Source organism: Streptomyces viridifaciens (assembly GCF_001888885.2).
GTDB lineage: Bacteria > Actinomycetota > Actinomycetes > Streptomycetales > Streptomycetaceae > Kitasatospora > Kitasatospora aureofaciens.
Genome location: NZ_CP090841.1, coordinates 5,120,092 through 5,145,576, shown reverse-complemented (window position 1 = coordinate 5,145,576; position 25,485 = coordinate 5,120,092). Strand labels below are relative to the sequence as shown.

General features: G+C 73.3%; 24 protein-coding genes and 3 tRNA genes. 13 read left to right on the top strand and 14 right to left on the bottom strand.

Features of this window, described 5'->3' with window-relative positions; all coding sequences use genetic code 11:
* Nucleotides 1-53: 53 nt before the first annotated feature.
* A complete protein-coding gene (locus tag BOQ63_RS30170; RefSeq protein WP_072655263.1) occupies nt 54-1,067 on the bottom strand; it encodes an aldo/keto reductase in 1,014 nt (337 codons plus the stop codon).
* A complete protein-coding gene (locus tag BOQ63_RS30165) occupies nt 1,064-1,567 on the bottom strand; it encodes a MerR family transcriptional regulator (protein ID WP_063737966.1) in 504 nt (167 codons plus the stop codon). The genes BOQ63_RS30170 and BOQ63_RS30165 overlap by 4 nt, the downstream gene beginning before the upstream one ends.
* A 118-nt stretch (nt 1,568-1,685) precedes the next feature.
* Between BOQ63_RS30165 and BOQ63_RS30160 the strand changes: the two genes are divergently transcribed.
* A complete protein-coding gene (locus BOQ63_RS30160; RefSeq protein ID WP_072655262.1) occupies nt 1,686-2,528 on the top strand; it encodes a serine hydrolase domain-containing protein in 843 nt (280 codons plus the stop codon).
* 4 nt (nt 2,529-2,532) lie between these two features.
* Here BOQ63_RS30160 and BOQ63_RS30155 read toward each other — a convergent pair whose 3' ends face one another.
* Nucleotides 2,533-3,309: a pirin family protein gene (locus BOQ63_RS30155; protein WP_030553429.1), complete on the bottom strand. Its 777-nt coding sequence runs from the start codon at nt 3,307-3,309 to the stop codon at nt 2,533-2,535.
* Between the two features lie 207 nt (nt 3,310-3,516).
* Between BOQ63_RS30155 and BOQ63_RS30150 the strand changes: the two genes are divergently transcribed.
* The 5 genes from BOQ63_RS30150 (at nt 3,517) to fabF (ending at nt 8,554) form a co-directional block, all read left to right on the top strand.
* Nucleotides 3,517-4,725, top strand: coding sequence for a PucR family transcriptional regulator (locus tag BOQ63_RS30150; protein ID WP_046386013.1), 1,209 nt, complete (start codon nt 3,517-3,519; stop codon nt 4,723-4,725).
* A gap of 79 nt (nt 4,726-4,804) precedes the next feature.
* Nucleotides 4,805-5,755, top strand: coding sequence for an ACP S-malonyltransferase (locus BOQ63_RS30145; protein ID WP_030287572.1), 951 nt, complete (start codon nt 4,805-4,807; stop codon nt 5,753-5,755).
* Nucleotides 5,752-6,783 carry a beta-ketoacyl-ACP synthase III gene (locus BOQ63_RS30140; RefSeq protein WP_030287573.1) on the top strand — a complete coding sequence of 344 codons (1,032 nt, stop codon included), beginning with the start codon at nt 5,752-5,754 and terminating at the stop codon, nt 6,781-6,783. Before BOQ63_RS30145 ends, BOQ63_RS30140 begins: the two co-directional genes overlap by 4 nt.
* Nucleotides 6,784-6,864: 81 nt before the next feature.
* On the top strand, nt 6,865-7,110 hold the full coding sequence (locus tag BOQ63_RS30135; protein ID WP_030287575.1) for an acyl carrier protein: 246 nt from the start codon (nt 6,865-6,867) through the stop codon (nt 7,108-7,110).
* A gap of 181 nt (nt 7,111-7,291) precedes the next feature.
* On the top strand, nt 7,292-8,554 hold the full coding sequence (fabF, locus tag BOQ63_RS30130; RefSeq protein WP_030287577.1) for a beta-ketoacyl-ACP synthase II: 1,263 nt from the start codon (nt 7,292-7,294) through the stop codon (nt 8,552-8,554).
* A gap of 131 nt (nt 8,555-8,685) precedes the next feature.
* On the opposite strand, the gene BOQ63_RS30125 is transcribed toward fabF, so the two are convergent.
* Nucleotides 8,686-9,180: a DUF3145 domain-containing protein gene (locus BOQ63_RS30125; protein WP_030287579.1), complete on the bottom strand. Its 495-nt coding sequence runs from the start codon at nt 9,178-9,180 to the stop codon at nt 8,686-8,688.
* A gap of 354 nt (nt 9,181-9,534) precedes the next feature.
* Nucleotides 9,535-10,560 carry an NADP-dependent oxidoreductase gene (locus tag BOQ63_RS30120; RefSeq protein ID WP_030287581.1) on the bottom strand — a complete coding sequence of 342 codons (1,026 nt, stop codon included), beginning with the start codon at nt 10,558-10,560 and terminating at the stop codon, nt 9,535-9,537.
* Nucleotides 10,561-10,666: 106 nt separating this feature from the next.
* On the opposite strand from BOQ63_RS30120, the gene BOQ63_RS30115 reads away from it, so the two are divergent.
* Both BOQ63_RS30115 and BOQ63_RS30110 read left to right on the top strand, forming a co-directional pair.
* Complete coding sequence (locus tag BOQ63_RS30115) at nt 10,667-11,131, top strand: MarR family winged helix-turn-helix transcriptional regulator (protein ID WP_030287583.1); 465 nt, start codon at nt 10,667-10,669, stop codon at nt 11,129-11,131.
* Between the two features lie 118 nt (nt 11,132-11,249).
* Nucleotides 11,250-12,764: an LCP family protein gene (locus BOQ63_RS30110; RefSeq protein WP_030553434.1), complete on the top strand. Its 1,515-nt coding sequence runs from the start codon at nt 11,250-11,252 to the stop codon at nt 12,762-12,764.
* A 6-nt stretch (nt 12,765-12,770) separates the two neighbouring features.
* Here BOQ63_RS30110 and BOQ63_RS30105 read toward each other — a convergent pair whose 3' ends face one another.
* From BOQ63_RS30105 to BOQ63_RS30085, 5 genes are all read right to left on the bottom strand, one after another.
* Nucleotides 12,771-13,679, bottom strand: coding sequence for a 1-aminocyclopropane-1-carboxylate deaminase/D-cysteine desulfhydrase (locus BOQ63_RS30105; protein ID WP_030553436.1), 909 nt, complete (start codon nt 13,677-13,679; stop codon nt 12,771-12,773).
* A 191-nt stretch (nt 13,680-13,870) separates the two neighbouring features.
* Entirely contained in the window at nt 13,871-14,539 is a 669-nt protein-coding gene (locus BOQ63_RS30100; RefSeq protein ID WP_030287588.1) for a GOLPH3/VPS74 family protein, read from the bottom strand.
* A 60-nt stretch (nt 14,540-14,599) separates the two neighbouring features.
* Nucleotides 14,600-14,827 carry a type II toxin-antitoxin system antitoxin gene (locus tag BOQ63_RS30095; protein WP_030287590.1) on the bottom strand — a complete coding sequence of 76 codons (228 nt, stop codon included), beginning with the start codon at nt 14,825-14,827 and terminating at the stop codon, nt 14,600-14,602.
* 9 nt (nt 14,828-14,836) lie between these two features.
* Nucleotides 14,837-15,784, bottom strand: coding sequence for an SPFH domain-containing protein (locus BOQ63_RS30090; RefSeq protein ID WP_197697996.1), 948 nt, complete (start codon nt 15,782-15,784; stop codon nt 14,837-14,839).
* Between the two features lie 483 nt (nt 15,785-16,267).
* Nucleotides 16,268-16,341, bottom strand: a tRNA-Ile gene (locus BOQ63_RS30085).
* A gap of 189 nt (nt 16,342-16,530) precedes the next feature.
* Between BOQ63_RS30085 and BOQ63_RS30080 the strand changes: the two genes are divergently transcribed.
* Nucleotides 16,531-17,379 (top strand): trypsin-like serine peptidase, encoded by an 849-nt coding sequence (locus BOQ63_RS30080; protein WP_072655258.1) that lies wholly within the window; start codon nt 16,531-16,533, stop codon nt 17,377-17,379.
* A gap of 128 nt (nt 17,380-17,507) precedes the next feature.
* Complete coding sequence (locus BOQ63_RS30075; protein WP_050366802.1) at nt 17,508-18,257, top strand: trypsin-like serine peptidase; 750 nt, start codon at nt 17,508-17,510, stop codon at nt 18,255-18,257.
* 125 nt (nt 18,258-18,382) lie between these two features.
* Here BOQ63_RS30075 and BOQ63_RS30070 read toward each other — a convergent pair.
* Nucleotides 18,383-18,455: transfer RNA gene (locus BOQ63_RS30070), tRNA-Asn, on the bottom strand.
* A 63-nt stretch (nt 18,456-18,518) separates the two neighbouring features.
* A tRNA-Asn gene (locus BOQ63_RS30065) sits at nt 18,519-18,591 on the bottom strand.
* Between the two features lie 240 nt (nt 18,592-18,831).
* Here BOQ63_RS30065 and BOQ63_RS30060 point away from each other — a divergent pair.
* The 3 genes from BOQ63_RS30060 to BOQ63_RS30050 all read left to right on the top strand — a co-directional run bounded on the left by BOQ63_RS30060 (nt 18,832) and on the right by BOQ63_RS30050 (nt 22,185).
* A complete protein-coding gene (locus BOQ63_RS30060; protein WP_033349027.1) occupies nt 18,832-19,128 on the top strand; it encodes a hypothetical protein in 297 nt (98 codons plus the stop codon).
* Nucleotides 19,129-19,235: 107 nt separating this feature from the next.
* Nucleotides 19,236-20,672, top strand: coding sequence for an FGGY family carbohydrate kinase (locus tag BOQ63_RS30055; protein ID WP_030287604.1), 1,437 nt, complete (start codon nt 19,236-19,238; stop codon nt 20,670-20,672).
* 430 nt (nt 20,673-21,102) lie between these two features.
* Complete coding sequence (locus BOQ63_RS30050; protein ID WP_072655257.1) at nt 21,103-22,185, top strand: helix-turn-helix domain-containing protein; 1,083 nt, start codon at nt 21,103-21,105, stop codon at nt 22,183-22,185.
* Between the two features lie 7 nt (nt 22,186-22,192).
* Here BOQ63_RS30050 and BOQ63_RS30045 read toward each other — a convergent pair whose 3' ends face one another.
* Nucleotides 22,193-23,401 (bottom strand): RNA polymerase sigma factor, encoded by a 1,209-nt coding sequence (locus BOQ63_RS30045; protein WP_078867500.1) that lies wholly within the window; start codon nt 23,399-23,401, stop codon nt 22,193-22,195.
* Nucleotides 23,402-23,546: 145 nt separating this feature from the next.
* Nucleotides 23,547-25,463 (bottom strand): DNA primase, encoded by a 1,917-nt coding sequence (dnaG, locus tag BOQ63_RS30040; RefSeq protein WP_072655256.1) that lies wholly within the window; start codon nt 25,461-25,463, stop codon nt 23,547-23,549.
* Nucleotides 25,464-25,485 lie beyond the last annotated feature (22 nt).

The following is a 25,485-nucleotide window of genomic DNA, read 5'->3' as shown; positions in this document are numbered from 1 at the left end:
CCTCGGGACCCGGGGGTCCGGGGAGTCGCCGATCCCCCGGACCCCGCGGGCACTTACTCCCGTCCGACCGAGGTGTTGCGCATGTCCGCGTAGCGGTCCCCCGCCACCTGGCCGGCCAGCGGCTCCAGCAGCGCCAGCTCCTCCGCGCTCAGCCGCAGGGTCGCCGCCGCGGTGTTCTCCGCCAGTCGGTTGCGCTTGCGGGTGCCCGGGATCGGCACGACGGTCAGCCCGTGCACCTCGGCCCGCTGGTGCACCCAGGCCAGCGCGACCTGGGCGAGCGTCGCCTCGTGGGCCTCGGCGATCTTCCGCATCGGGCTGAGCAGTTCGGCGTTGGCGACGGCGTTCTCACCGGTGTACCGCGGGTGGGTGCGGCGGAAGTCGTCCGCCGCCAGCGTCGCGGCGTCCTGGAAGGCGCCGGTCAGGAAGCCGCGTCCGAGCGGCGAGTACGGCACGAAGGCGACGCCCAGCTCGGCCGCGGCCGGCACCGCCGAGCGCTCGACGTCACGGGCGAACACCGACCACTCGGACTGCACCGCGGCGATCGGGTGGACGGCGTGCGCCTCGCGCAGCTCGGCCCCGGTCACCTCGGACAGGCCCAGCCGGCGCACCTTGCCGGCCTGGACCAACTCGGCCATGGCGCCGACCGATTCGGCCAGCGGCACCTCCGGGTTGCGGCGGTGCATGTAGTACAGGTCGATCACGTCCACGCCGAGGCGGCGCAACGAGCCCTCCACGGCGGTACGGATGTACGCCGGGTCGTTGCGGATGGCGCGCTTGGTCGGGTCTGCCGGGTCGCGCTCGATGGCGAACTTGGTGGCGAGCACCACCTTGTCCCGGTTGGCCCGGACGAACGGGCCGATGAACTCCTCGTTGCGGCCGGAACCGTACATGTCCGCGGTGTCGAACAGCGTGACACCCAGCTCCAGGGCGGCGTCCAGCGTGGCGAGCGCCTCGTCGGAGTCGGTCGGGCCGTAGAACTCGCTCATGCCCATGCAGCCGAGGCCCTGGACGCCCACCAGCGGGCCGTCGGTGCCGAGGGGGGCGGTGGGAAGGAGGGGGTGAGTCATGCGCTCTGCTCTTCCTCTGCTCGGTAGTACTGGCACTGGGCCGGGGCGCCGGCGGCGTCGGCGATCATCCCGGCGTAGAGATCGATCTTGTGGTCCAGGACGGCCAGGGTGGCCTGGAGGTCGACGATCCGCTGCCGGACCTCCTCGCGCTGCGCCTCCAGCAGATGTCGGCGCTCCACGTAGGTCTGTTCGCCGCGGCGGACCATGTCGACGTACTTGAGCATGTCCGCCACCGACATCCCGGTCAGCCGCAGCCGGCCCAGGAAGGCCAGCCGGTGCAGGTCGCCGTCGCTGTAGCGGCGCTGGCCGCCGACCGCGCGGTCGACCGGGTCGAGCAGGCCGATCCGTTCGTACCAGCGCAGGGTGTGGGCGGTCAGCCCGCTGGCCGCCGCGACCTCGCTGATGGTGTGCCGCGCGGTCCGGTCCGCGTCGCCGACGGGGTGGTTGAACACCTCCGCACAGCTGCGCAGACCGGCCTGGGCACGCACGGGTGTGGCCATGATCGATTCCCCCTGTCCTGTGACGACCACGACGCTACCGAGTTGGAGTGCACTCCAAGCAAGCCATCCACCCGGGTGGCCCCACCACCCGGCTCCGGCCCCGGCTAGAGTCGACCGCATGAAGAGCCTGCGGATGATCGAGAACTGGCCCGTGCCCCACGCCGCCGCTGCGGTCGTCCGGGGATCGGACGGCGCGGTGCTGGGCACCCACGGGCCCCAGCAGCACCTCTTCCCGCTGGCCTCGGTGACCAAGCTGCTCACCTCCTACGCGGCACTGGTCGCCCTGGAGGAGGGCGTGTTCGAGCTGGACGACCCGGCCGGCCCGCCCGGCTCGACCGTCCGCCACCTGCTCGCCCACACCTCCGGCCTCGGCTTCGACGAGAACCGGGTGTTCGCCGAGCCCGGCAACCGCCGGCTCTACTCCAACGCCGGTTTCGACGTGCTCGCCCTGACCCTGGCCGAGGCCGCCGGGATCGCCTTCCACCAGTACGCCGCCGAGGCCGTGTTCGAGCCGCTGGGCATGCGCGACACCGTGATCAACACGGCGAGCAAGTCCCCGGCCGGCGCCGGCGGCCTGTCCACGGTGGCCGACCTCGCCCGGTTCGCCGCCGAGCTCCAGTCCCCGAAGCTGCTCGACCCGTCCACCGTCCGCCGGGCCACCCGCGAGGTCGCCTTCCCGGGCACCAGCGGCGTGCTGCCCGGCTACGGCCACCGCCGCCCCAACGACTGGGGCCTCGGCTTCGAGATCCGCGACGGCAAGAGCCCGCACTGGACCGGCACCGCCAACTCCCCCGAGACCTTCGGCCACTTCGGCCAGTCCGGCACCTTCCTCTGGGTCGATCCGCAGGCCGGCGTGGCCTGCGTCGCGCTCACCGACCAGGACTTCGGCCCCTGGTCGGTCGACGCCTGGCCGCAGCTGTCCGACGCCGTCCTGGCCGAGCTCGCCCAGCTGGACAGCTGAGGGGCTAGCCGTACGAGACCGGCGAGTGCATCTCCCAGAGCAGGAGTTCGGCGCCGGTCCCGCCCGCCGCCGGGTCGGCGAAGGCCTCGCCGGTGATCCGCACGCTGTCGCCGGGCTCCATCGAACGGCCGCCGCCCTTGGGCCCCGGAATCGTCCGGTACCCCAGCGAGCCGGCCGTCAGGTGCGCGTACCGCCAGGGCGCCGCCGGCAGCTGGGGCAGCGGCTGCCACGGGCCGGCGGTGGCCAGCCAGAGCGCGGCGTCGCGGCGGCGCAGCCGCAGGGCGTCCGTTCCGGCGTCCCGCTCCATCCCGGAGGCCAGCAGCGTCAACCCGCCGTCCGCCGGTTCCACCCTGCGCAGCCCGTACCCGGGGGTGGCGTCGAGCTCGTCCGGCTGCAGCCACATCTGGACGAAGCGCACCGGCCCGGTGGCGCCGCCGAGGTTGCGCTCGGTGTGGGTGACCCCGGAGCCCGCGCTGAGGTGCTGGATCATGCCCGGGCGCACCACGCCGCTGTGACCGCGCGAGTCCCGGTGGGCCAGCGCGCCCTCCAGCACCCAGGTGAGGATCTCGGTGTCCCGGTGCTTGTGCTCCTCGAACCCGGCGCCGGGCGCGAGGAGTTCCTCGTTGCACGCCAGCAGCGCGCCGAAGTGGGTGTTCTTCGGGTCGTAGTGGCCGGAGAAGGAGAACGCGTGTCGGGTCTCGATGCCCTCGGCGGGGGTGGAGCGGTAGCGCTCGGCGGTGCGGCGCAGGTCGGCGCGGGGGCGTTCAGGTGCGTCGGTCACGCTCCTCACCGTAGCCGGTGCGACCGCGGCCACCGCGCCCCTGCGCCGGGGGGTGTGCACGAGCAGCCACTCGCGTGAGGCAGTCTTGTCCTTGTGCCAGCCGCTTCCGCGAACTCCAAGAGCGAACCCAGTCCCACGACCGAACCCTCCGGGAAGAGCCCCGCTCCCCGGGCCGGCCGCGACCGCCCCGGCCGCCCGGCGCCCCGCCTGACGGCGCAGGAGCGCAGAAACGCCGCCGAGCGCGCCGAGCGCCGGGCGGCGACGCTCAAGCGGCTGGAGAAGTCCTCGGGCAAGCTGGCCACCGCCGCGATCGCGCGGATGGACGACCAGCTCGGCTGGTACCGGCGGATGCCGCCGGAGCACCGCTCCTGGATCGGCCTGGTCGCCCAGGCCGGCATCGCCGCCTTCACCGAGTGGTACCGCCATCCCGAGGCCGCCCGGGCGATCTCCACCGACGTCTTCGGCACCGCCCCGCGCGAGCTGACCAGGGCGATCACCCTGCGCCAGACCGTCGAGCTGATCCGCACCACGATCGAGGTGATGGAGGAGGCCATCGAGGAGGTGGCCGCCCCGGGCGACGAGGCGGACATGCGCGAGTCCGTGCTGGTCTACGCCCGGGAGATCGCCTTCGCCACCGCCCAGGTGTACGCCCAGGCCGCCGAGGCGCGCGGCGCCTGGGACGCCCGGCTGGAAGCGCTGGTGGTCAACTCCCTGCTGTCCGGCGACGCCGACGAGGGCGTGCTGTCCCGCGCCGCCGCCCTCGGCTGGGGGCAGCCCAGCCAGGTGCGGGTGGTGATGGGCAGCGCCCCGGACGGCGACAGCGAGCTCGTGGTCGAGGCGATCCGGCGGGCCGCCCGGTACGCCAAGCTGAACGTGCTGACCGGGGTGCTGGGCAAGCGCCTGGTGGTCGTGGTCGGCGGCGACAAGGAGCCGGTGCACGCCGCCCGGGCGCTGATCGGCCAGTTCGCGCCGGGCCCGGTGGTGATCGGCCCGACCGTGCCGGACCTGCTCTCGGCGACCCGCTCGGCGCACGCCGCCGCGGCCGGTCTGCGCGCCTGTGCCGCCTGGCCGGACGCCCCGCGCCCGGTGCTCGCCGACGACCTGCTGCCCGAACGGGCGCTGGCCGGCGACCAGGCCGCCCGCCGTCAGTTGGTGGAGGAGATCTACACACCGCTGGACGAGGCCGGCTCCGCCCTGCTGGAGACGCTGAGCGTCTACCTGGAGCAGGCGTCCTCGCTGGAAGGCGCGGCCCGGATGCTCTTCGTGCACCCCAACACGGTGCGCTACCGGCTACGACGTGTGACCGACGTCACGGGGTACGCGCCCTCCGACGTACGTTCGGCCTTCACCCTGCGGATCGCACTGGCCCTCGGCCGACTGACCTCCGCCGCGGAGCCGGGCCGGGCCGGGGTGTAGGGACCATACAATCCCGGATGGTTTTCTTCGTTACCGTCGCCTACCCGCCCCTGGGCGCCTGGCGAGAGAGGGTTGAACCGTGCTCGTAATCGTCGCCCCTGGACAGGGTGCCCAGTCCCCCGGTTTCCTCAGCTCCTGGCTGGAGCTCGACGGTGTCGCCGACCGCCTGCGCGGCTGGTCGGAGGTCGCCGGTCTCGACCTGGTGCACGCCGGCACCGAGGCGTCCGCCGAGGAGATCAAGGACACCGCCGTCGCCCAGCCGCTGCTGGTCGCGGCCGGTCTGGTGACCGCCCGTGAGCTGTTCCCGGACGAGGCGGACGCCCGCAAGCTGGTCGGCGCCGTCGCCGGCCACAGCGTCGGCGAGATCACCGCCGCGGCCGGTGCCGGGGTGCTCAGCGCCCACGACGCGCTGGCCTTCGTCCGCGAGCGCGGCCGGGCCATGGCCGAGGCCGCCGCCGTCACCGAGACCGGCATGACCGCCGTGCTCGGCGGCGACGCGGAGGAGGTCGCGAAGAAGCTGGCCGAGCACGGGCTGACCGCTGCCAACAACAACGGCGGCGGCCAGATCGTCGCGGCCGGCACGCTGGCCCAGCTGGAGGCGCTGAAGGCGGACCCGCCGGCCGGCGCCAAGCTGATCGCGCTCAAGGTGGCCGGCGCCTTCCACACCGAGCACATGGCCCCCGGCGTCGAGCGGCTGGCCGCGCTGGCCCCGAGCCTGACCGTGGCCGACCCGCAGGTCCGCTACGTCTCCAACAAGGACGGCGGCGTCGTCGACTCCGGCGCCGAGGTGCTGGCGCGCCTGGTGTCGCAGGTCTCCAACCCGGTCCGCTGGGACCTCTGCATGGAGACCCTCGGCCGGCTGGGCGCGACCGCCGTGATCGAGCTGTCCCCCGCGGGCACGCTCACCGCGCTGCTCAAGCGCAACCTCAAGGGGGTGGCCACGCTCGCCCTGAAGACCCCGGCCGATCTGGACAAGGCGCGCGAGCTCGTCGCCGAGCACGGCGGTCAGGACCAGGAGGAGCAGGCATGACCAAGCCGCAGATCCGTCCCGCCACCGGCGCGCAGTACTCCCGCATCCACGGTGTCGGCGGCTACCGCCCGGTCCGGGTCATCCCCAACTCCGAGGTGCTGGAGTGGATCGACTCCTCGGACGAGTGGATCCGCACCCGCAGCGGGATCGCCGAGCGCCGCTGGGCGGGCCCGGAGGAGAGCGTCGCCGAGATGTCGGTGCAGGCCGCCGGCAAGGCCATCGCGCAGGCGGGCATCACCCCCGAGCAGATCGGCGGCGTGATCGTCTCGACCGTCTCGCACCTCAAGCAGACCCCCGCGATCGCCACCGAGATCGCCCAGCGGCTCGGCTGCGGCACCGCCCCGGCCTTCGACATCTCGGCCGCCTGTGCCGGCTTCGGGTACGGCCTGGGCCTGGCCGACGGCATGGTCCGCGGTGGCAACGCCGAGTACGTGCTGGTGATCGGCGTCGAGCGGCTCAGCGACCTGACCGACAAGTCGGACCGCTCGACCGCCTTCATCTTCGGTGACGGCGCCGGCGCCGCGATCGTCGGCCCGTCGAACACGCCCGGCATCGGCAAGCTGATCTGGGGCTCGGACGGCTCGCAGGCCGACGTCATCAGCCAGACCCAGGCCTGGGACACCGCCTTCGCCAAGCCCGACGCGATCAACGGCCAGGGCGAGGAGCAGAAGTGGCCGGCCCTGCGGATGGACGGCCAGCCGGTCTTCCGCTGGGCGGTCTGGGAGATGGCCAAGGTGGCCCAGCAGGCGCTGGACGCCGCCGGGATCACCGCCGACCAGCTCGGCGCCTTCATCCCGCACCAGGCCAACATGCGGATCACCGACGCCATGATCAAGGCGCTCAAGCTGCCGGCGTCGGTGCCGGTCGCCCGTGACATCGCCGAGACCGGCAACACCTCCGCCGCCTCCATCCCGCTGGCGATGGAACGCATGCTGGAGTCCGGCGAGGCCCACAGCGGCGACCTCGCGCTGATCATCGGGTTCGGGGCGGGTCTCGTCTACGCCGCGGCAGTCGTTACGCTCCCCTAGGCGCGTTTCGCCCCCATCCATCCACAAGCCCGTGTTCGGCCGACGGTCGGACACGTTCAACACCGAAGAGGAGCAGCCAGTATGGCTACGCAGAACGAGGTCCAGGAAGGTCTCGCCGAGATCGTCAACGAGATCGCCGGCATCCCGGTCGAGGACGTCCAGCTGGACAAGTCCTTCACCGACGACCTGGACGTCGACTCGCTGTCCATGGTCGAGGTCGTCGTGGCCGCCGAGGAGCGCTTCGACGTCAAGATCCCGGACGACGAGGTCAAGAACCTGAAGACCGTCGGCGACGCGGTGAACTACATCCTCACCAACGCCGCCTGAGCGATCGACTCGTTCGAATCGCCCAGCCCGTCCGGCGTGAGCCACGCCTCGGACGGCTGACCCGTCGGTCCGGCTCCCCGAGCCAGACCGACCCGCCGGCCGGGACGCCCCACCGGGCGCCCGGCCGGGCCCTTCTTCGGCTCGCCGCCGACCCCGCACGAACGTGAAAGAAGACAAACCAGTGACCGCTGAGAACCGAGCCGTGGTCGTCACGGGTATCGGCGCCTTCACGCCGCTGGGCGGCGACGCCGCCACGACCTGGGAGAACCTGGTCGCCGGGCGCTCCGGCGTGGCGGCCCTGACCGAGGAGTGGGCCGAGGACCTGCCGGTCCGGATCGCCGCGCGCGTCGCGGTCGAGCCGGGCGAGATCCTGCCCCGCCCGCTGGCCCGGAAGCTGGACCGCTCGGCCCAGTTCGCGCTGATCGCCGCCCGCGAGGCCTGGTCTGACGCCGGCTTCGAGACCCCGGCCACCGACGAGTCCTCCAAGCTCGCCCCCGAGCGCCTGGGCGCCGTGATCGCCTCCGGCATCGGCGGCGTCACCACCCTCCTCGACCAGTACGACGTACTGAAGGACAAGGGCGCCCGCAAGGTCTCCCCGCACACCGTCCCGATGCTGATGCCCAACTCCCCGGCGGCCAACGTCGGTCTGGAGGTCGGCGCCCGCGCGGGTGTGCACACCCCCGTCTCCGCCTGCGCCTCCGGCGCCGAGGCGATCGGCTACGCGATCGAGATGATCCGCAGCGGCCGCGCCGACGTGGTGGTGGCCGGCGGCACCGAGGCGGCGATCCACCCGCTGCCGATCGCCGCGTTCGCCAACATGATGGCGATGTCCAAGAACAACGACGCCCCCGAGCGCGCCTCGCGTCCGTACGACAAGGCCCGCGACGGCTTCGTGCTGGGCGAGGGCGCCGGCGTGGTCGTGCTGGAGTCGCTGGAGCACGCGGAGGCCCGTGGCGCCCGGATCTACTGCGAGGCGGTCGGCCAGGGCCTGTCCTCGGACGCCCACCACATCGCCCAGCCCGAGCCGACCGGCGCCGGCGTGGCCCGCGCGCTGGCCGACCTGTTCGAGCGCAACCCGCTGGACAAGTCCGAGATCGTGCACGTCAACGCGCACGCCACGTCGACCCCGCAGGGCGACACCGCGGAGCTGAAGGCGCTGCGCAAGGAACTGGGCGAGGACCTCGACCACATCCTGGTCTCGGCCACCAAGTCGATGACCGGTCACCTGCTGGGCGGCGCCGGCGGCATCGAGACCGTCGCCACCGTGCAGGCGCTGTACCACCGGGTCGCCCCGCCGACCATCAACGTCGAGGAGCTCGACGACGAGGTGGACGCGAAGATCGTCACCGAGGCCACCCCGCTGCCCGAGGGCCGGATCGCCGCGCTGAACAACTCGTTCGGCTTCGGCGGCCACAACGTGGTGCTGGCCTTCCGCACCCGCTGACGCCCGACGTCAACACAAGGGGCCGGCGCTCTCCGTGAGCGCCGGCCCCTTCGGCGCACCCGTCGGCCGTGCGGACACCAGGTATGCGGACACCGGGTGTGCGGGCCGGCCGGCCTCGGACCGTCCGCCTGTCAGACCACCTGGTGCAGCCAGCGCACCGGTGCGCCCTCGCCCGCGTACCGGAAGGGCTCCAGCTCGTCGTCCCAGGGCTTGCCCAGCAGCCGGGCGATCTCGGCCTCCAGGTCCGCGCCCTCGCTGCGGGCGCGCAGCAGGACGGCCCGCAGCCGGTCCTCGGGGATCAGGATGTCGCCGTGGATGCCGGTGACGGCGTGGAAGATGCCGAGCGAGGGCGTGCTGCTGTAGCGCTCCCCCTCCGCCGTGGCACAGGGCTCGCTGGTCACCTCGTACCGCATGAGCTGCCAGCCGCGCAGCGCGGAGGCGAGCTTCGAGGCGGTGCCGGGCTCCCCCTGCCAGGAGAGCTCGGCGCGCCAGTGCCCGGGTGCGGCCGGCTGGCGGATCCAGTCCAGGCCCACCCGCACACCGAGCACCCCCGCGACGGCCCACTCGACGTGCGGGCACAGCGCGCGGGGCGCGGAGTGGATGTACAGAACTCCACGTGTCGTCACCGGGACCTCCAGGCTGTGGACGAGGGTCGCCTTCCCCAGCTGCCTCGTGCCTGCAGTTGATCCGCAGTTACTCACGTTAGCCGACATTAAGCTACTAAATTGAGCAAAACGGACAGGCTTTCGCTCAATGCTAGTCGAATCCTCAACGAGGTCTACCCCTCGGCCGGATCTCTCCCCCGAACGGCCCCATCGCCGGGCGGGACCACCGTACCGCGCGGCGCCGCGCGATGGATGACACACTTTCGGATCCGGCCGGAATGGGGTAGTGCGGCCGGATCCTCTGCGCCGTGCACGCGAGCCGCCCCGCGCGCCCCGGTCGGGGCGGCGGGGCGGTCGTCGACTCCTGACGAGGGGTCAGCCGTCCAGGCGGACGACCATCTTGCCGGTGTTGACGCCGCGCAGCAGGTCGATGAAGGCCTGGGCGGCGTTCTCGAAGCCGTCCACCACGGTCTCCTCGGTGCGCAGCTCGCCGGACCTCAGCCAGCCGGCCACCTCGGTGACGAACTGCGGCTGCAGGGCGGCGTGGTCGCGCACCAGCATGCCCTCCAGGCGCAGCCGCTTGCCGATCGCCATCGCCAGGTTGCGCGGGGCGGCGGGCGCGGTGGTCTCGTTGTACTGGGCGATCGCGCCGCAGAGCACCGCGCGGCCGTGCACGCCGAGGGCGCCGATCGCGGCCTCCAGGTGGTCGCCGCCGACGTTGTCGAAGTAGAGGTCGATGCCCTCCGGGGCGGCCTTGGCGAGCTGCTCGGCGACCGGGGCGTCCTTGTAGTTGAACGCGGCGTCGAAGCCGTACTCGTCCACCAGCTTGGCGACCTTCTCCGCCGAGCCGGCCGAACCGACCACCAGCGAGGCGCCCTTGAGCTTCGCGATCTGGCCGACCAGCGAACCCACCGCGCCGGCCGCGCCGGAGACGAAGACCTTGTCGCCCTCCTTGAGGCCGCCGACGGCGAGCAGCCCGGCGTAGGCGGTCAGGCCGGGCATGCCGAGCACGCCGAGGTAGGCGGAGAGCGGGGCGGCCTCCGGGTCGACCTTGACCGCGTGCTTCGCGTCCAGGGTGGCGTACTCGCGCCAGCCGAGCCCGTGCAGCACGGCGTCGCCCGGCGCGAAGCCCTCCGCCTCGGAGGCGACCACGTAGCCGACGGCGCCGCCGTCCATGGCCTGGCCGAGCTGGAACGGGGGCACGTACGACTTCACGTCGTTCATCCGGCCGCGCATGTACGGGTCCACCGAGAGGTGGGTGTTGCGGACCAGGATCTCGCCCGGGCCCGGGGTCCGGACCGGGGCCTCGACCAGGGCGAAGTCGGCGGGCACCGGCCAGCCCTGGGGGCGGGCGGCGAGGTGCCATTCACGGGCGGTGGCGGGGGCGGCCTGTTCTGCCATGGAGGTGCTCCTTGGAGGGGGTTGCGGAGGTGAAAGGTTGAGCAACTGAAGTAACGATGGGCATGAAAGGTTCACCTTGTCAACTTTTCAGGTTAGACTCTGGGCCATGGACACTCAGCCGACCGAGGTCGCCACGCCGCAGTCCGACGAGATCACCCGCGAGGTCGTCGACCTGATGGCCAACCTCGTCGCGCTCTTCCACCGCGAGTACGAGGAGGCCGCCGCCGCCCGCTCGCTCACCGGCGCCCAGGCCAAGGTGCTCGCCCTGCTGCGGCGCGGCCCGCTGCCGATGCGGCACATCGCCCAGACGCTCAGCTGCGAGCCCTCCAACATCACCGGCATCGTCGACCGGCTGGAGGCACGCGGCTTCGTCACCCGCGAGGCCGACCGGCAGGACCGCCGGGTCAAGCTGGTCGCCGCCACCGAGACCGGCTCGGCCGCCTCCGAGGAGCTGCGCGAGTCGCTCAACTTCGCCCGCGAGCCGCTCGCCGCGCTCGGCCCGGAGGAGCGGACGATGCTGCGCGACCTGCTCCGACGGATGCTCACCGGCGCCTCCGGCCCGGGGGCGTGACCAGCATCACAGCCCCGCAGGTCGATTCCCCTCCCCTCCGGAGGTAACCGAACAGCCTTCCGGAACGTCTAACGTTCGAACATCGAACGCTGGAAACTGAAGACGGGGGGCACGGAGGATGAGCAGCAGCACGCGCCGTCGCCGCTACCTGCGGACCGCCATCGGCCTGGCCGCCGTTCTGGTGCTGTCGGTGGTGGGGGCCGGAGCCTGGTTCTACCACCGGCTGGACAGCAACATCACGACCTTCTCCGCGGCCGGCGTCGCAACCGAGCGCCCGCCGGCGCCCGTCCCGGCCAGCCCCGGCGCCCAGGTACCGGTCAACGTGCTGCTGCTGGGCTCCGACACCCGGGACGACGGCAACAACTCGCTGGGCGGCGGCGACGAGGGCGTCGGCAACTCGGACACCGCGATCCTGGTGCACGTCTACGCCGACCACAAGCACGCCGTCGGCGTCTCCATCCCCCGCGACACCCTGGTCACCATTCCGTCCTGCAAGCTGGCGGACGGCACCTGGAGCAAGCCGCGCAACGACCAGATGTTCAACTCGGCGTTCAGCCTCGGCGAGCTCCCCAAGGGCAACCCGGCCTGCACCCAGAACACCGTGGAGAAGCTCACCGGGCTGCGCGTCGACCACACCATCGTCGTCGACTTCAAGGGCGCCGCCGCGATGACCGACGCCATCGGCGGCGTGCAGGCCTGCGTGCCCAACGACGTCAACGAGTACGGCATACAGCTCAAGAAGGGGCTGCAGAACCTCTCCGGGAAGTCCGCGGTGGACTACCTGCGGGCGCGCCACGGCATCGGCGACAACTCCGACATAGGCCGGATGAAGCGCCAGCAGGCCTTCCTCTCCTCGATGATCAAGAAGGTCCAGGACCAGGGCTTCTCGCTGCCCACCCTGCTGCCGCTGGCCGACGCCGCCACCAAGTCGCTCACCGTGGACGAGGGGCTCGGCACCGCGATGAAGCTGGTCGACTTCGCCCGTTCCCTGGAGGACATCAAGCTCTCGGACGTCACCTTCGTGACCGCCCCCTGGCGCTTCGCCGGGGACCGGGTGCGGCTGGTCCAGCCGGACGCCGACGACCTGTGGAAGCTGCTGCGCGAGGACCGCACCCTGGACGGGCACAGCACCGCCGGCACCGGCGCGGCCACCGCCTCCGCGTCCGCCTCCGCCTCGCCCAGCGCGAACGCACCGCTCACCCCCGACCAGGCCGCGGCCCCGATCACGGTGGTCAACGGCGTCGGCACCGCCGGACTGGCCGGCTCCGGCGCCGAGACCCTCAAGGGACGCGGCTTCCAGAACGTCGTGCTGGGCGCCAACCAGCCGGGCAAGCAGCACACCGAGGTCTCCTACGACCCGGCCCTGAAGGCCACCGCCGACCAGGTCGCGGCGCTCTTCCCCGGCGCCCGCACGGTCGAGGAAGCCGGCTCGGGCGCCGTCACCGTCACCCTCGGCGCCGACTACCAGGCCGCCGGCACCCAGCTGAACTCGGTCTCCTCCCCCTCGGCGACCCCCGGCGGCGCGCCGACCGCCGCACCGAGCACCGCGCCCAGCGGGGTCCCGACCGGCATAGCGGAGAACACCCGGGGCGCCGACACCGACCCGTGCGCCGACCTGACCTTCGGGTCGTAGCGAGCCCTACTCCGGGTCCGGCAGGCCGGTGACCACGGCCGTCAGGCGGGTGCCGCGCGGGAAGGCGCCCGCCCCGGCCAGGTCGGCCAGTGCGGCGAGCAGTTTGGCGACGTACCGGCGCTCCACCGGGATGCCGTGGCGTCGCTCGAACTCCCCTGCGAAGGCGGCCAGTTCGGGCGGGACCTTGCCGTAACCGCCGCCGTGGTGGCCGTGGTCGATCCGCCAGTTGGCGAACTCGCGCCCGAAGCCGGCCCGGTGCAGCCGGGCGACCTCCGCCTCCAGGTAGCCCTCGCCGCCGCGCAGCACGGCCACCCCGAGCGCCCGCGCGCCCGGCGGCAGGCCCGCCGCGATGCCGGCCAGGGTGCCGCCGGTGCCGACCGGGCAGCAGACCACGTCGCGCCGGTCCAGGTCCGGCAGTTCGGCCGGGATCGCGGCCGCGCCGACCGCCGCCAGGGCGTTGGAGCCGCCCTCCGGGAGCACCAGGCACGGGCCCCAGCGGCGCTGCACTTCCGCACCGTCGCCGTCGCCGGCCCGGCCGGTGGCCTCCCGGTAGGCGGCCCGGGTGAGGAACTCCAGCCGCATCCCGGACTCCTCGGCGGCCCGCAGCGACCAGTTCCGCGGCCGGTCGGCCAGCTCCTCGCCGCGCACCAGCCCGACGCTCTCCAGTCCGAGCGCCCCGGCGGCCGCCGCGACCGCCCGCAGGTGGGTGGAGTAGGCCCCGCCGAAGGTGAGCAGCCGGGTGTGGCCATGCTCGACGGCGACGGCCAGGTTGGGCGCCAACTTGCGCCACTTGTTGCCCGGGACGCTCGGGTGCAGCAGGTCGTCCCGCTTGAGCCGCAGCTCCACCCCGGCCCGGGCGAAGGCCTCGTCGGTGCAGTCCACCAGCGGGGTCGGCAGCAGGGCGGGTTCGAGCATCCGACCAGCTTAGGGGCCCTGGCTTGTGGCCCTGACCGATGGTCCCGGCCCGTGGCCCTCGCCCGCGGCCCCGGCCCGCGGTCCTGGCCTGCGGCTCTGATCCCTGGCCCCGGACAGCCGGGGCCCGGCCGCCTGTCCGGCGACCGGGCTCCGCTACCCCGGGACGGGCCGTCACCCCCGTGGACGGCCCGTCACCCCGCGGCCGCACTCTGCGCCGCGTGGCCCGCCATCTGCCAGGCCAGCGCCCTGCCGAGGGCGCGCGGGACCGGCCCGGCGGCGGGAGCCAGCTTCGCGATCCGGGCCCGGTGCTCGCGGCGCTGCCGGGCGCTCAGGACGGAGCGCAGCCGCCCGGCCGCGACCAGGGCGGTCAGCGCCGCGTCGGCCGGGTCGACCCGGCTCAGCGGGCCCTTCAGTGCCCCGGCGACGGCGGCCGCCAGGGCCTCGCGCGCCCCGGGATCGTCCAGGGTGACCAGGGTCACCGGGAACAGCCCGGCCACCCGGTGCGGCCGCAGGGTGATCCGGCCCGCGTCCGCCAGGCCGTCCCGGACCCAGCGGATGGGCTGGTCGCGCCCGGTGCTCCTGGCGCGGCCGACCCAGGTGCTCCAGCTGTGCGGCCGGGACTCCCTGATCCGGCCCAACAGCCGTGCGCTGTACGGGTCGAGGCCGTCCTCGGCGGCCCCGCCGCGGACCCGGGCGACGGCCTTGCGGCCCTCCTCGTAGAGCAGGCCCCGGCGCAGCAGTTCGGTCAGTGCCGCCGCCTGGAGCAGCAGGTTGAGCGAGGAGTGCTGGGTGGTCCGCCCGCGGCGCGGGTCGTGGGCGAGCAGGTAGAGCTTCTCGGGCAGATTGACGGGCAGGTCCATCTCGGTCTCCGAAAGATCTTGACGATCCGGCAGATCTGTTGGGTGGCCCGGCAGGTGCGGTCAGTCCTCTTCGGAACCGCTGCTCCCCCGGTCCTCCTTGGGCGGTCGGCCGCGCCGGGGAAGCCCGGCCGCGCCGCTGGGCATGCGGCCCGCGTCGGTGAGGGCGCGTCGGAGCACGAACTCGATCTGCGCGTTGGTGCTGCGCAGTTCGTCCGAGGCCCACCGGGCCAGCGCGTCGTGAACTGAAGGGTCCAGTCGCAGCAGGAGCTTCTTCCGTTCCGTCGCCAACGCACGCCCTTACTGGTAGAGGGAGCCCGTGTTCACGACGGGCTGGGTGCCCCGGTCGCCGCAGAGCACCACCAGGAGGTTGCTCACCATGGCGGCCTTGCGCTCCTCGTCCAACTCCACCACGTCCCGCTCGGCGAGCCGGTCCAGCGCCTCCTCGACCATACCGACGGCACCCTCGACGATCAGCCGCCGGGCGGCCACCACTGCCCCGGCCTGCTGCCGCTGGAGCATCACCTGGGCGACCTCGGGAGCGTAGGCGAGCCGGGTGATCCGGGACTCGATGACCCGTACGCCCGCCGAGGCGACCCGGGCGGCGATCTCGGCGGAGAGCTTGCGGGCGATCTCGTCGGCACCGTCGCGCAGCGACAACTGCCCCTCGTGGTGGGCGTCGTACGGGTAGCTGGTGGCGATGTGCCGTACGGCCGTCTCGGTCTGGATGGCGACGAAGTCGACGTAGTCGTCCACCTCGAACACCGCCATCGCGGTGTCCTCGACCTGCCACACCACCACGGCGGCCATCTCGATCGGGTTGCCGTCCGCGTCGTTGACCTTGGTGGTCTCGGTCTCATGGTTGCGGATCCGGGTGGAGATCCGCCGGCGACTGGTGAACGGGTTCACCCAGGTCAGGCCGGCGGCGCGGATGGTGCCGCGGTAGCGGCCGAGCAGCTGGACCACCCGGGCCTGGCCGGGCGAGATGACCGTCAGCCCGCACAGCAGCAGCAGCGAGCCGAGCACCACCAGCGGCCCGACGACCACCAGCGGAATCCCCACCCCCTTGCTGCCGCCGCTGATCTGGACCCCTCCGGCGATCAGCGCGCCGAACCCGGCGAGCAGGCCGAGCAGCGCGGCGCCGAGCACCGGCAGGCCGGCGGCGCCGGTGATGACCCGCTCGGTGATCTTCGGGGCCGGCAGGTCGATGTCAGGGCCGTCCTCGACGGCGATGTGCGGTGCGGTCACGGGACCGACTCCCCCCAGTGCGATGGATGCCGCGGGTGTGCTTGCGGCTGCTGTCAAAGTGATATCACTTTTTCGCGGCAACGCAACAGGAGGAGCATCGACCGACTCCGCCAACACCGTGGCGACACCGGCGGAGTCGGCGGGCCGTCAGCCGTCCTTCGCGCCGTTCGACGGGGCTTCCGGTTGTCCGGTCCGGCGCGAATGGCGCGGGTGTGCTGCGAGAGGATCCCGGTGGGCCCGTCATCGCCGTCCAGCGGGAAGGCCACATCCACATCTCGACCGCGGCGTCCACGGCGACCCGGGCCGCCACAAGTCGCGCGGTGCGTTCCCGAAGGCTGCGAGCGCCCCGTGCGGTCCCGGTGAATTCCCCAACGCGGGTGAACTTCGGCGCGTCATCGCCACGCAGCGTGCCGGCGCGCGTACAGTCTGTTCTCACCGCGCCGCAAGAACCCGTCGGCCTCAGGGCCGAACGGGGATCAGAAGTGGGGCGGGTGGGACTCGAACCCACGACCAAGGGATTATGAGTCCCCTGCTCTAACCGGCTGAGCTACCGCCCCGGTTGGCCGCGCGCGCCGGTTCCCGGCCACGGCAGCAGCAGACGGCCCCGCGAGGCCGTCCCGGGCAGCATAGCCGGTCGATCACCCGTGGTGCGCGCCGGGGGCGCAGCTGGGTGCCGACTGCGCGCGCCTCTCCGGGCGGCTGGCCCCGGGTGGCGGGCGAGGGGCCGGACAGGGCAGCCTGGGCCGATGACGAGGCGTGGGACGGGAGCGGCGGCCGCGGCCCTGGTGCTGGCGCTCGCGGCGGCAAGTTGCACCACCGCGGCGCAGCCCGGCAGCATCGCCCCGACGGTCACCTCGGCACCGCCGACCGACACCGCGAACGGCCACGGCTGGACCAAGAAGCGCTTCCGGGGGGCGGCCGGCCGGCACACCGGGGTCACCCGCACCGCCAAGCCCACCGTGCTCAACGGCCTGGTCGGCGCGGTGTTCACCCGCAACGCCGGCGGCGACCACTTCTGCACCGCCAGCGTGGTGGACAGCGCGGGGCTCAACCTCATCGTCACCGCCGCCCACTGCGTCTGGGACCCGAAGATCGGCCGGCGCAGCGACCTGGTCTTCGTCCCCGGCTACCGCAACGGCGACACCCCGAGCGGCGTGTGGCCGCTGGTGTCCGTCACGGTGGACGACGGTTGGAAGGACCACGCCGACCCGGACGTGGACGTCGCCTTCGCGGTCGTCCAGGCCCAGAACGGGCAGCAGGTGCAGCAGGTGCTCGGTGCCAACAAGCTCGGCGTCAACCGCGGTTACCAGCTCCCGGTGCGGATCACCGGCTACCCGGGCAGCAGTGACGTCCCGATCACCTGCTCCAACACCACCACCGAGCAGAGCGCCACCCAGCTGCGGATCGACTGCCCCGACTACACCGGCGGCACCAGCGGCAGCCCGTGGGTCACCGACTTCGACCCGAGCACCAGGACCGGCACCGTGGTCGGTGTGATCGGCGGCTACCAGGAGGGCGGCGACAGCCCGAACACCTCGTACAGCAGCTACTTCGGCGACCGGGTCCAGGCCCTCTACGACCGGGCCACCGGCTGACGGGGACGGGACGGGCCCCGGTCGAACAGCCGGCGGTGGCGCTGCCGGGCACGGCCTGGTAGATCTTCCTCTCGAACGGCGGAACGCACGGCCCGGATGCCCGCCCCGAGGAACGAGACGGAGCGCCGATGGCCCCCCGCCCGGTGCCGCCCCCGCGTGCGGCCGGAGCGACCGCGCTGGCCGCCCTGCTGCTGGCCTCCGGCACCGCGTGCGGCGGCGGCGCGGACGCGTCGCCGAACGCCGAGGTCGCCCAGCAGAGCCCGGCCCGCGACCGGATCGGCACCCTGTCCGTCCACGGCCCGCAGGGCTCCCGGGCCTGCACCGCGAGCGTGGTGCACAGCCCCGGGCACAACCTGCTGGTCACCGCCGCGCACTGCGTGCAGAACCAGCGGGTCGGCCTGCTGGACGGCCTGGTGTTCACCCCCGGCTACCGCAACGGGTACTCCCCGTACGGGAGTTGGGAGGTGGAGTCGATCACCGTCGATCCGCGCTGGGCCTCGGACGACGACCCCGACTACGACGTGGCCTTCGTCACCGTCCGCCCGGTCGACGGCCGACAGGTCGAGGACGCGGTCGGCGGCAACCCGCTCGGCACCGGCCGGGGCGTCGGACTGGCGGTCTCCGTGACCGGCTACCCCAACGAGAGCGACGAGCCGATCACCTGCTCGGTCCGCACCAAGTCGCAGAGCGCCACCCAGGAACGCTTCGACTGCGGCGGCTACACCGACGGCACCAGCGGCAGCCCATGGGTGACCGCCGACGGCGCGGTGGTCGGCGTGATCGGCGGCTACCAGGAGGGCGGAGAGACCCCGGGCACCTCGTACAGCGTCGCCTTCGACCAGCGGGTCTCCGACCTCTACCGGAGGGCGACCACCTGAACCCGCGGGCCCCGGGGCGGCGCGCCCCGGAGTGACGCACGCGACACCCTCCCGGGCAACACGAAGGCCCCCCGGTCGTCCGAGGGGCCTTCGCTCTGAGCAGTCACCGGGCGGACCCGGTGCAGCTCCCGCAATTGGACTCGAACCAATAACCTGCCGGTTAACAGCCGGCTGCTCTGCCAATTGAGCTATGCGGGATCGCGGTACTCAACTTCCGTACCACGCACAGGAATCGGGCTCCCGAAGAGCGCTCCTCCTGAGCTCCCCCAATTGGACTCGAACCAATAACCTGCCGATTAACAGTCGGCTGCTCTGCCAATTGAGCTATGGGGGATCGGCTTCCGCCTCGGCCCCCGTCTCCCGGGCTCCTCGGCGCTCGCTGCGGGACATACATTAGCGCACTCGGGGGGGTGGTCCGCCAATCGCTTTCCCCGGCCGCCCCGGACCGCCGGTCCGGCGTGCCCCGCGCGCGCCCCCGACGACACCCGGGGATGCTGGGGAAGGCGGACGGTTCACCGTCCCGAGCAACGGGTAGGGCAATGCGGCAGAAGGCCGCCAGGAGAGGGTGGGTCCGATCATGTGGAAGCTGTCGTTGGCTGTGGGTTTCGCGGCCGGCTACGTCCTCGGCTCGCGGGCCGGGCGCCAGCGCTACGAACAGATCAGCAAGGTCACCCGGCAGATCGCCCGGAACCCCGCGGTCCAGGGAGCGGCCGACCGGGCGCGGCAGCAGGCCGGCGCGGTGGCCGGGAAGGCGGCCGGCGCCGTCGCGGACCGGGTCGGGGACCGACTGCCGAACGCGGTCACCGACCGGGTGCCGTACTTCAGCCGGTCCCGGACGGAGGACGACGGCTGGGGTACCTTCCGCCCGTGACGGGGCGGTGAGGCCAGAGCAAAGGAGACCCCAACGCGGGGTCCCGAACCGGCAACGGCTCACCCGGCCCGGACGCGTACCGGGCCGGGCTGAGGCATGATCTCGACATGGCCATCGTCGCGGGGATAGACAGCTCGACCAACCGCACCAGGATCGTCGCGTGCGACACCGACACCGGCGCCGTCCTCCGCTCCGGCAAGGCGCCGCACCCCGTCCCCGAGGACCAGGGCCTCCGCCCCGGCGAGACCGACCCGCAGGTCTGGCTGCACTCGCTCGGCGACGCCGCGGCCGGCGGCCTGCTGGAGGGCGTCCGGGCGATCGGCGTCAGCGCGCAGCAGCACGGCATGATCGGCCTCGACGCGGGCGGGGTGCTGGTCCGGCCCGCGATCCTGTGGAACGACCCGCGCTCCGGCGGCGCCGCCGCCAAGCTGCTGGACGCCCTCGGCGGACCGGCCGCCTGGACCGCCGCGATCGGCGCGGTGCCCAGCCCGACGTACACCATCGCCAAGCTGCGCTGGCTGGCCGAGTTCGAGCCCGTCAACGCCCGCCGGGTCGCCGAGGTGCTGCTGCCGCACGACTGGCTGGTGTGGCAGCTGCTCGGCCACCCCAAGCGCCGCACCACCGACCGCGGTGACGCCTCCGGCACCGGCTACTGGTCCCCGATCACCGGCGAGTACCGGCAGGACCTGGTCGAGCTTGCGCTCGGCCACGAGCTCAGGCTGCCGGACGTGCTCGGCCCCGCCGAACCCGCCGGGCACACCCCCGAAGGCCTGCTGATCTCGGCCGGCACCGGCGACAACATGGCCGCCGCCCTGGGCCTCGGCCTCCGCCCGGGCGACGCGGTGGTCTCGCTTGGCAGCGCCGGGACGATCTTCGCGGTGCACGAGAAGGCCGTGGTGGACGCCTCCGGCCTGGTCTCCTCCTTCGCCGACGCGAGCGGCCGCCACCTGCCGATGGTCGCCACCCTCAACGCCGCCCAGGTGCTGCGCTCCACCGCCGCCCTGCTGGGCACGGACCTGGACGGCCTGAGCGACCTCGCCCTGCACTCCTCCCCCGGCGCCTACGGCCTGGTGCTGCTCCCCTACCTGGACGGCGAGCGCACCCCCGCGCTGCCGCACGCCGCCGGCACCCTGACCGGTCTGCGGGCCGAGGCGATGACCCCTCAGCACCTGGCCAGGGCCGCCGTCGAGGGCATGCTGTGCAACACCGCCGACGCCCTGGACGTGCTGCGCGCCCAGGGCGTCGAGATCAAGCGGGTGTTCCTGCTCGGCGCGGCCGGCCGGCTGCCGGCCGTACGGCACGCCGCCCCGATGCTGTTCGGCGTCCCGGTCGTGGTGCCCCCGCCGGGCGCCCACGCCGCCCGCGGCGCCGCCCGGCAGGCCGCCTGGGCGCTGGCGGGCACCGCGGAGCCGCCGGAGTGGGAGCTGCCGGATGCCGAGACGGTCGAACCCGGCGGCGAGCAGGACCTGGCGATCGGTTCGGCGGTGCGCCAGCAGTACCGCGCCGCCCGGGACCAGGTCCACCCGGAGGCGGCCTCCGCGTAGCGGGCCGCCGACGGCCGGAAGGCCGTAGGGCGGCCCGGAAATGCCGCGGCGGGAGGGCGCAGAGGAAGCGCCCTCCCGCCGAGTGGTCCCGGTCGGTCGGGGCAGCCTCCCCCCGCGAGGCTGCCCCGACCGGTGGGGGTGTCCGGGACCTCGTGTCGGGCCGGCACGGCCGAACCGGCCGGGCCCGAACGAAGCGGCCGGGGCGGCGGAACGCACCGGCGAGAAGAACTCTGCACGACGGACAGGTGACTGGTCGACGGTTCGGGGGGTTGTGAGACACTTCCGTCCGTCCCAACGCCATGACCTGGAGTTTGGGACGCCGGGCCGCTGGGGTTGGAGAAGGGGAGACACCGAACGGCCGGACCGGGCGCGCGCACCCTCCCGCCCCGTCCACCGTCGTCCCGTCTCGCGAGTCATGGAGGGTCGAGTATTGGCTTCCGCCTGGAAGGACCTGCCCGAGGAGCTGTCAGAGCCCGCACGGCTGCTGGCGGAGGAACTCCGGACGATCAAGGACACCGCCGGACTCTCGCTGTCCGAGCTGGCCGGCCGCACCCACTACAGCCGAGCCTCCTGGGAGCGCTGGCTGAACGGCAAGCGGGTGGTCACCGAGCAGGCGCTGGAGGCGCTGATCGGGGCGGTGGACTGCGACGCGGCGGCGCTGCGGCGGCTGTGGCGGCGGGCGACGGAACGCACCCCCGAGGTGGCCGGCGCCGAGGTGGCCGACGCGGAAGTGGCCGACGCCGAGGAGCCCACCACTGACGAGCCCACTGCTGAGACCGTCGAAGGACCGTCGGCCCGGACGGCGGCCGAGCCCGCCGGTGAACCGGTGCCGACGGCCGAGGAGGCTCCCGAGGCCGCTGTCGCGTGGTGGCGGCGCCCGGCGGCGCTGGTCTCCGGAGCGGTGCTGCTGGGGCTGCTGCTGGTGCTGGTCGGCCTGCGGGTCAGCCGGCACGACGACCAGGCCTCGGCGGCCGACGCACCGGCCGCGACCGCCACCCCGGCCACCGCCAAGCCCGCCCCCTCCGACCCGCCCTGCCGGGCCGTCGGCTGCGCCCACAAGGACCCCAAGACCACCGGCTGCGGCAAGGACGCCCGGACGCTGCAGACCCAGGTGATCGGCAAGGTCGTCGTCTACCTCCGGTACAGCCGGACCTGCCAGGCCGCCTGGGCGGCGATCACCGAGGGCGAGCCCAAGGACTACGCGGTGATCACCGACAGCACCGGGGACAGCGAGACCGCGATGATCCACTGGGGCTACGACAACTACTCGGCGATGCTCAACGCGGCCGACCCCTCGGTCGGCTTCCAGGTCTGCGGCTCCCAGCCCGCCGGTCACGACTGCACCTCGACCGTCACCGACCTGGCCTCGGTGGTGGCCTCCACCCCGATCCCGATCGGCCCCGCCTCTCCTCCCCCGGGCGCCGGGGCCGGGGCGGCGACGCCGAGCGACTCGGCCCCGCCGTCGCAGGCTCCGCCCACCGACCAGCCGTCACCCAGCCCGTCGGCCCCGTGAATCCCCGCTAGTCGAGGTAGCCGCGCAGCTGGGCGGAGTAGGCGTGGTCGCGCAGCTTGACCAGCGTCTTGGACTCGATCTGACGGATCCGCTCCCTCGTCACGCCGAACACCGCGCCGATCTCCTCCAGGGTGCGCGGGCGGCCGTCGTCCAGGCCGTAGCGGAGCTGGACGACCTGGCGCTCGCGCTCGCCCAGGGTGGCCAGCACCGCGTCCAGGTGCTGGCGCAGCAGCAGCAAGGTCGCGGACTCGGCGGGCGAGGCGGCGTCGGCGTCCTCGATCAGGTCGCCGAGCGCGACGTCGTCCTCCTCACCGACCGGGGTGTGCAGCGAGATCGGCTCCTGGGCCAGCCGGAGCAGTTCGCGCACCCGCACCTCGGTGAGTTCCAGGGCGGTGGCGATGTCGGCCGGGGTCGGTTCCAGGCCGCGTTCCTGCAGCAGGGTGCGCTGCACCCGGACCACCCGGTTGATCAGCTCGACCACGTGCACCGGCACCCGGATCGTCCGGGCCTGGTCGGCCAGCGCCCGGCTCATCGCCTGCCGGATCCACCAGGTCGCGTACGTCGAGAACTTGTAGCCGCGGGCGTAGTCGAACTTCTCCACCGCCCGGATCAGGCCGAGGTTGCCCTCCTGGACCAGGTCGAGCAGGGTCAGTCCGCGGCCGACGTAGCGCTTTGCAATGGACACCACCAGCCGCAGGTTCGCCTCGATCAGTCGGCGCTTGGCGGTCCGGCCGAGGACCACCAGGGTGTCCAGCTCCCGGGCCAGCGGGTCGGACGGCGGTGGATCACCGTCCAGCCGCTCCTCGGCGAACAGGCCGGCCTCGATCCGGCGGGCCAGCTCGACCTCCTCGGCGGCGGTGAGGAGCCGGATCCGGCCGATCTCGCGCAGGTACTGGCGCAGCAGGTCGGCTGCCGGGCCATCGCCCCCGGCGGGTTCGGGCGGTCCGTCGCCGCCGTCATCGGCCTCCGGCTCGACGTCCGGCTCGGCCGCATGCTCCGGCTCCGGCTCGGGCGCATGCTCGGCCTCGGGGTCGGTCTCCGGTCCCCGGCTGTCGGGGTGGCCCTCCGGCAGCCCCTGGGCGGGGATCCGCGCGCCGCCCGGCGACGCGGCCCCGGCCCGGCCGTGGTCCGTCTCCTGCTCCCGGGCCGGCGGTCCGGTGGGATCGGTTCGTCTGGTGGCGGTGGTCGCTGCGGCAAGGCCTCGGTCCACGGGCATCCCCTCGGGGCGGGCGCGACTCTGGCGGACCCGCGTTGTACGGAGGTGGGACGCCCTCCAGTGTGCGGTACGCCACGCTCCGTGGCCGAGACTCGTGCGCCGACTTTCTGCGCAGGACTTCCAGGGCTCCCCGGGCCCACCGGGGCTACAGCGCCGCCGCGCCCCGGCTGCGGAGCTGCTGCCCGTACTGCTGGAGCTGCCACAGCTCGGTCTGCACCGCGTGCAGCTGCTCCGCGTCGGCCCGGGGGCCGAGCCGCTGGAGGTAGCCGCGGACCTCGGCGATCCGGCGGTCGACGGCCAACAGGCGCAGCTTCACCAGGAACTCGCCCGCGTAGACCGCGTCCGCCTTGCGGAGCGAGCGCACCGGCTCGACGGTCAGCTCGGTCACCAGCGAGCGCACCTGGTCGTCCGGGGCCGCCTCGCGCACCGCGCTGGTGAAGTCGGGCAGGGTCGCCCCGTACGCGGCGCCGCCGGCCTTGGCGATGGCCTGCCGGACGGCGGTGTACGGCGGGGTCGGGAACTCGTCGTCGCCGTAGTGGTCGAAGGCCGGACTGACCAGGTCCGGGTACTGGAGCGCCAGCTTGAGCAGCTCGCGCTCGACGAACTGGGCCGGGTCGCGCGGGTTGAGCCGGAACGCGGGCTGGGCGGGGCGGGCCGCCGCGACGGGCTGCTCGGTGCGCCGCTGCTGGCCGTTGCCGCGGGGGCTCTGCTGCTTCTCCCGCTCCCAGCGGGCCAGCTGGGAGATCCGGCGGACCACGAACTGCTCGTCGCCGGGGTTGACGCCGAGCATGCCGGCCAGCCGGATCGCGTAGCCGTGCCGGATCGACGGGTCCTTGATCTTGGCGACGATCAGGGCCGCCTCCTCCATGGCCGCGGCCTGCCCCTCGGGCGTCTCGACCCGGTGCTTGGAGACCGCCGTGTTCAGCGCGAACTCGAACAGCGGGACCGGGTTGTCGATCAGCTGCCGGACCGCCTCGTCGCCCTGGGCCAGGCGCAGCTCGCACGGGTCCATGCCGCCCGGGCTGACCGCGATGGAGGTCTTGGCGGCGAACTTCTGGTCGTCCTCGAAGGCGCGCAGCGCGGCCTTCTGGCCGGCCGCGTCGCCGTCGAAGGTGAAGACCGTCTCGCCCCGGTACTGGGAGGTGTCCATCAGCAGCCGGCGGATGATCTTGATGTGGTCCTCGGCGAAGGCGGTGCCGCAGGTGGCCACCGCCGAGGTGACCCCGGCCAGGTGGCAGGCCATCACGTCGGTGTAGCCCTCGACCACCACCGCGCGGCCCGACCTGGCGATCTCCTTCTTCGCCAGGTCGATCCCGTACAGCACGTGGGACTTCTTGTAGATGGGCGTCTCGGGGGTGTTCAGGTACTTCGGGCCGTTGTCGTCCTCGCGCAGCCGGCGGGCGCCGAAGCCGACCACCTCGCCCGCGATGTCCCGGATCGGCCAGACCAGCCGGCCCCGGAAGCGGTCGATCAGGCCACCGCGCTGGCCCTGCGAGGCCAGGCCGCCCTGGAGGATCTCCTTGTCGGTGAAGCCCTTGCCGCGCAGGAAGCGGACCAGGTGCTCCCACCCCGCGGGGGCGTAGCCGACGCCGAAGGTCTTGGCGGCCGCCTCGTCGAAGCCGCGCTCCGCCAGGAACCGGCGGCCGATCTCCGCCTCCGGCGAGGCCAGCTGCTCCTGGTACCAAGCCGCCGCCACCTTGTGCGCCTCGACCAGGCGGGTGCGCTCGCCCTGCTGGTGGCGGGGGCTGTAGCCGCCCTCCTCGTAGCGCAGGGTGATGCCGGCCTGGGCGGCCATCCGCTCGACGGCCTCGGCGAAGGTGAAGTGCTCGATCTTCATCAGGAAGGCGATGGTGTCGCCGTTCTCCTGGCAGCCGAAGCAGTGGAAGACGCCCTTGGCCGGGTTGACGTAGAAGGAGGCGGACTTCTCGTCGTGGAAGGGGCAGACGCCCTTGTACTCGCCGCCGCCACCGTTGGTGAGCTGTACGTAGTCGCCGACCACCGCGTCGATCGGCAGTGCGCTGCGCACCGCCTGTACGTCTTCGTCCCTGATCCGCCCGGCCACCCCGGAAGTCTACTGGGGCGGC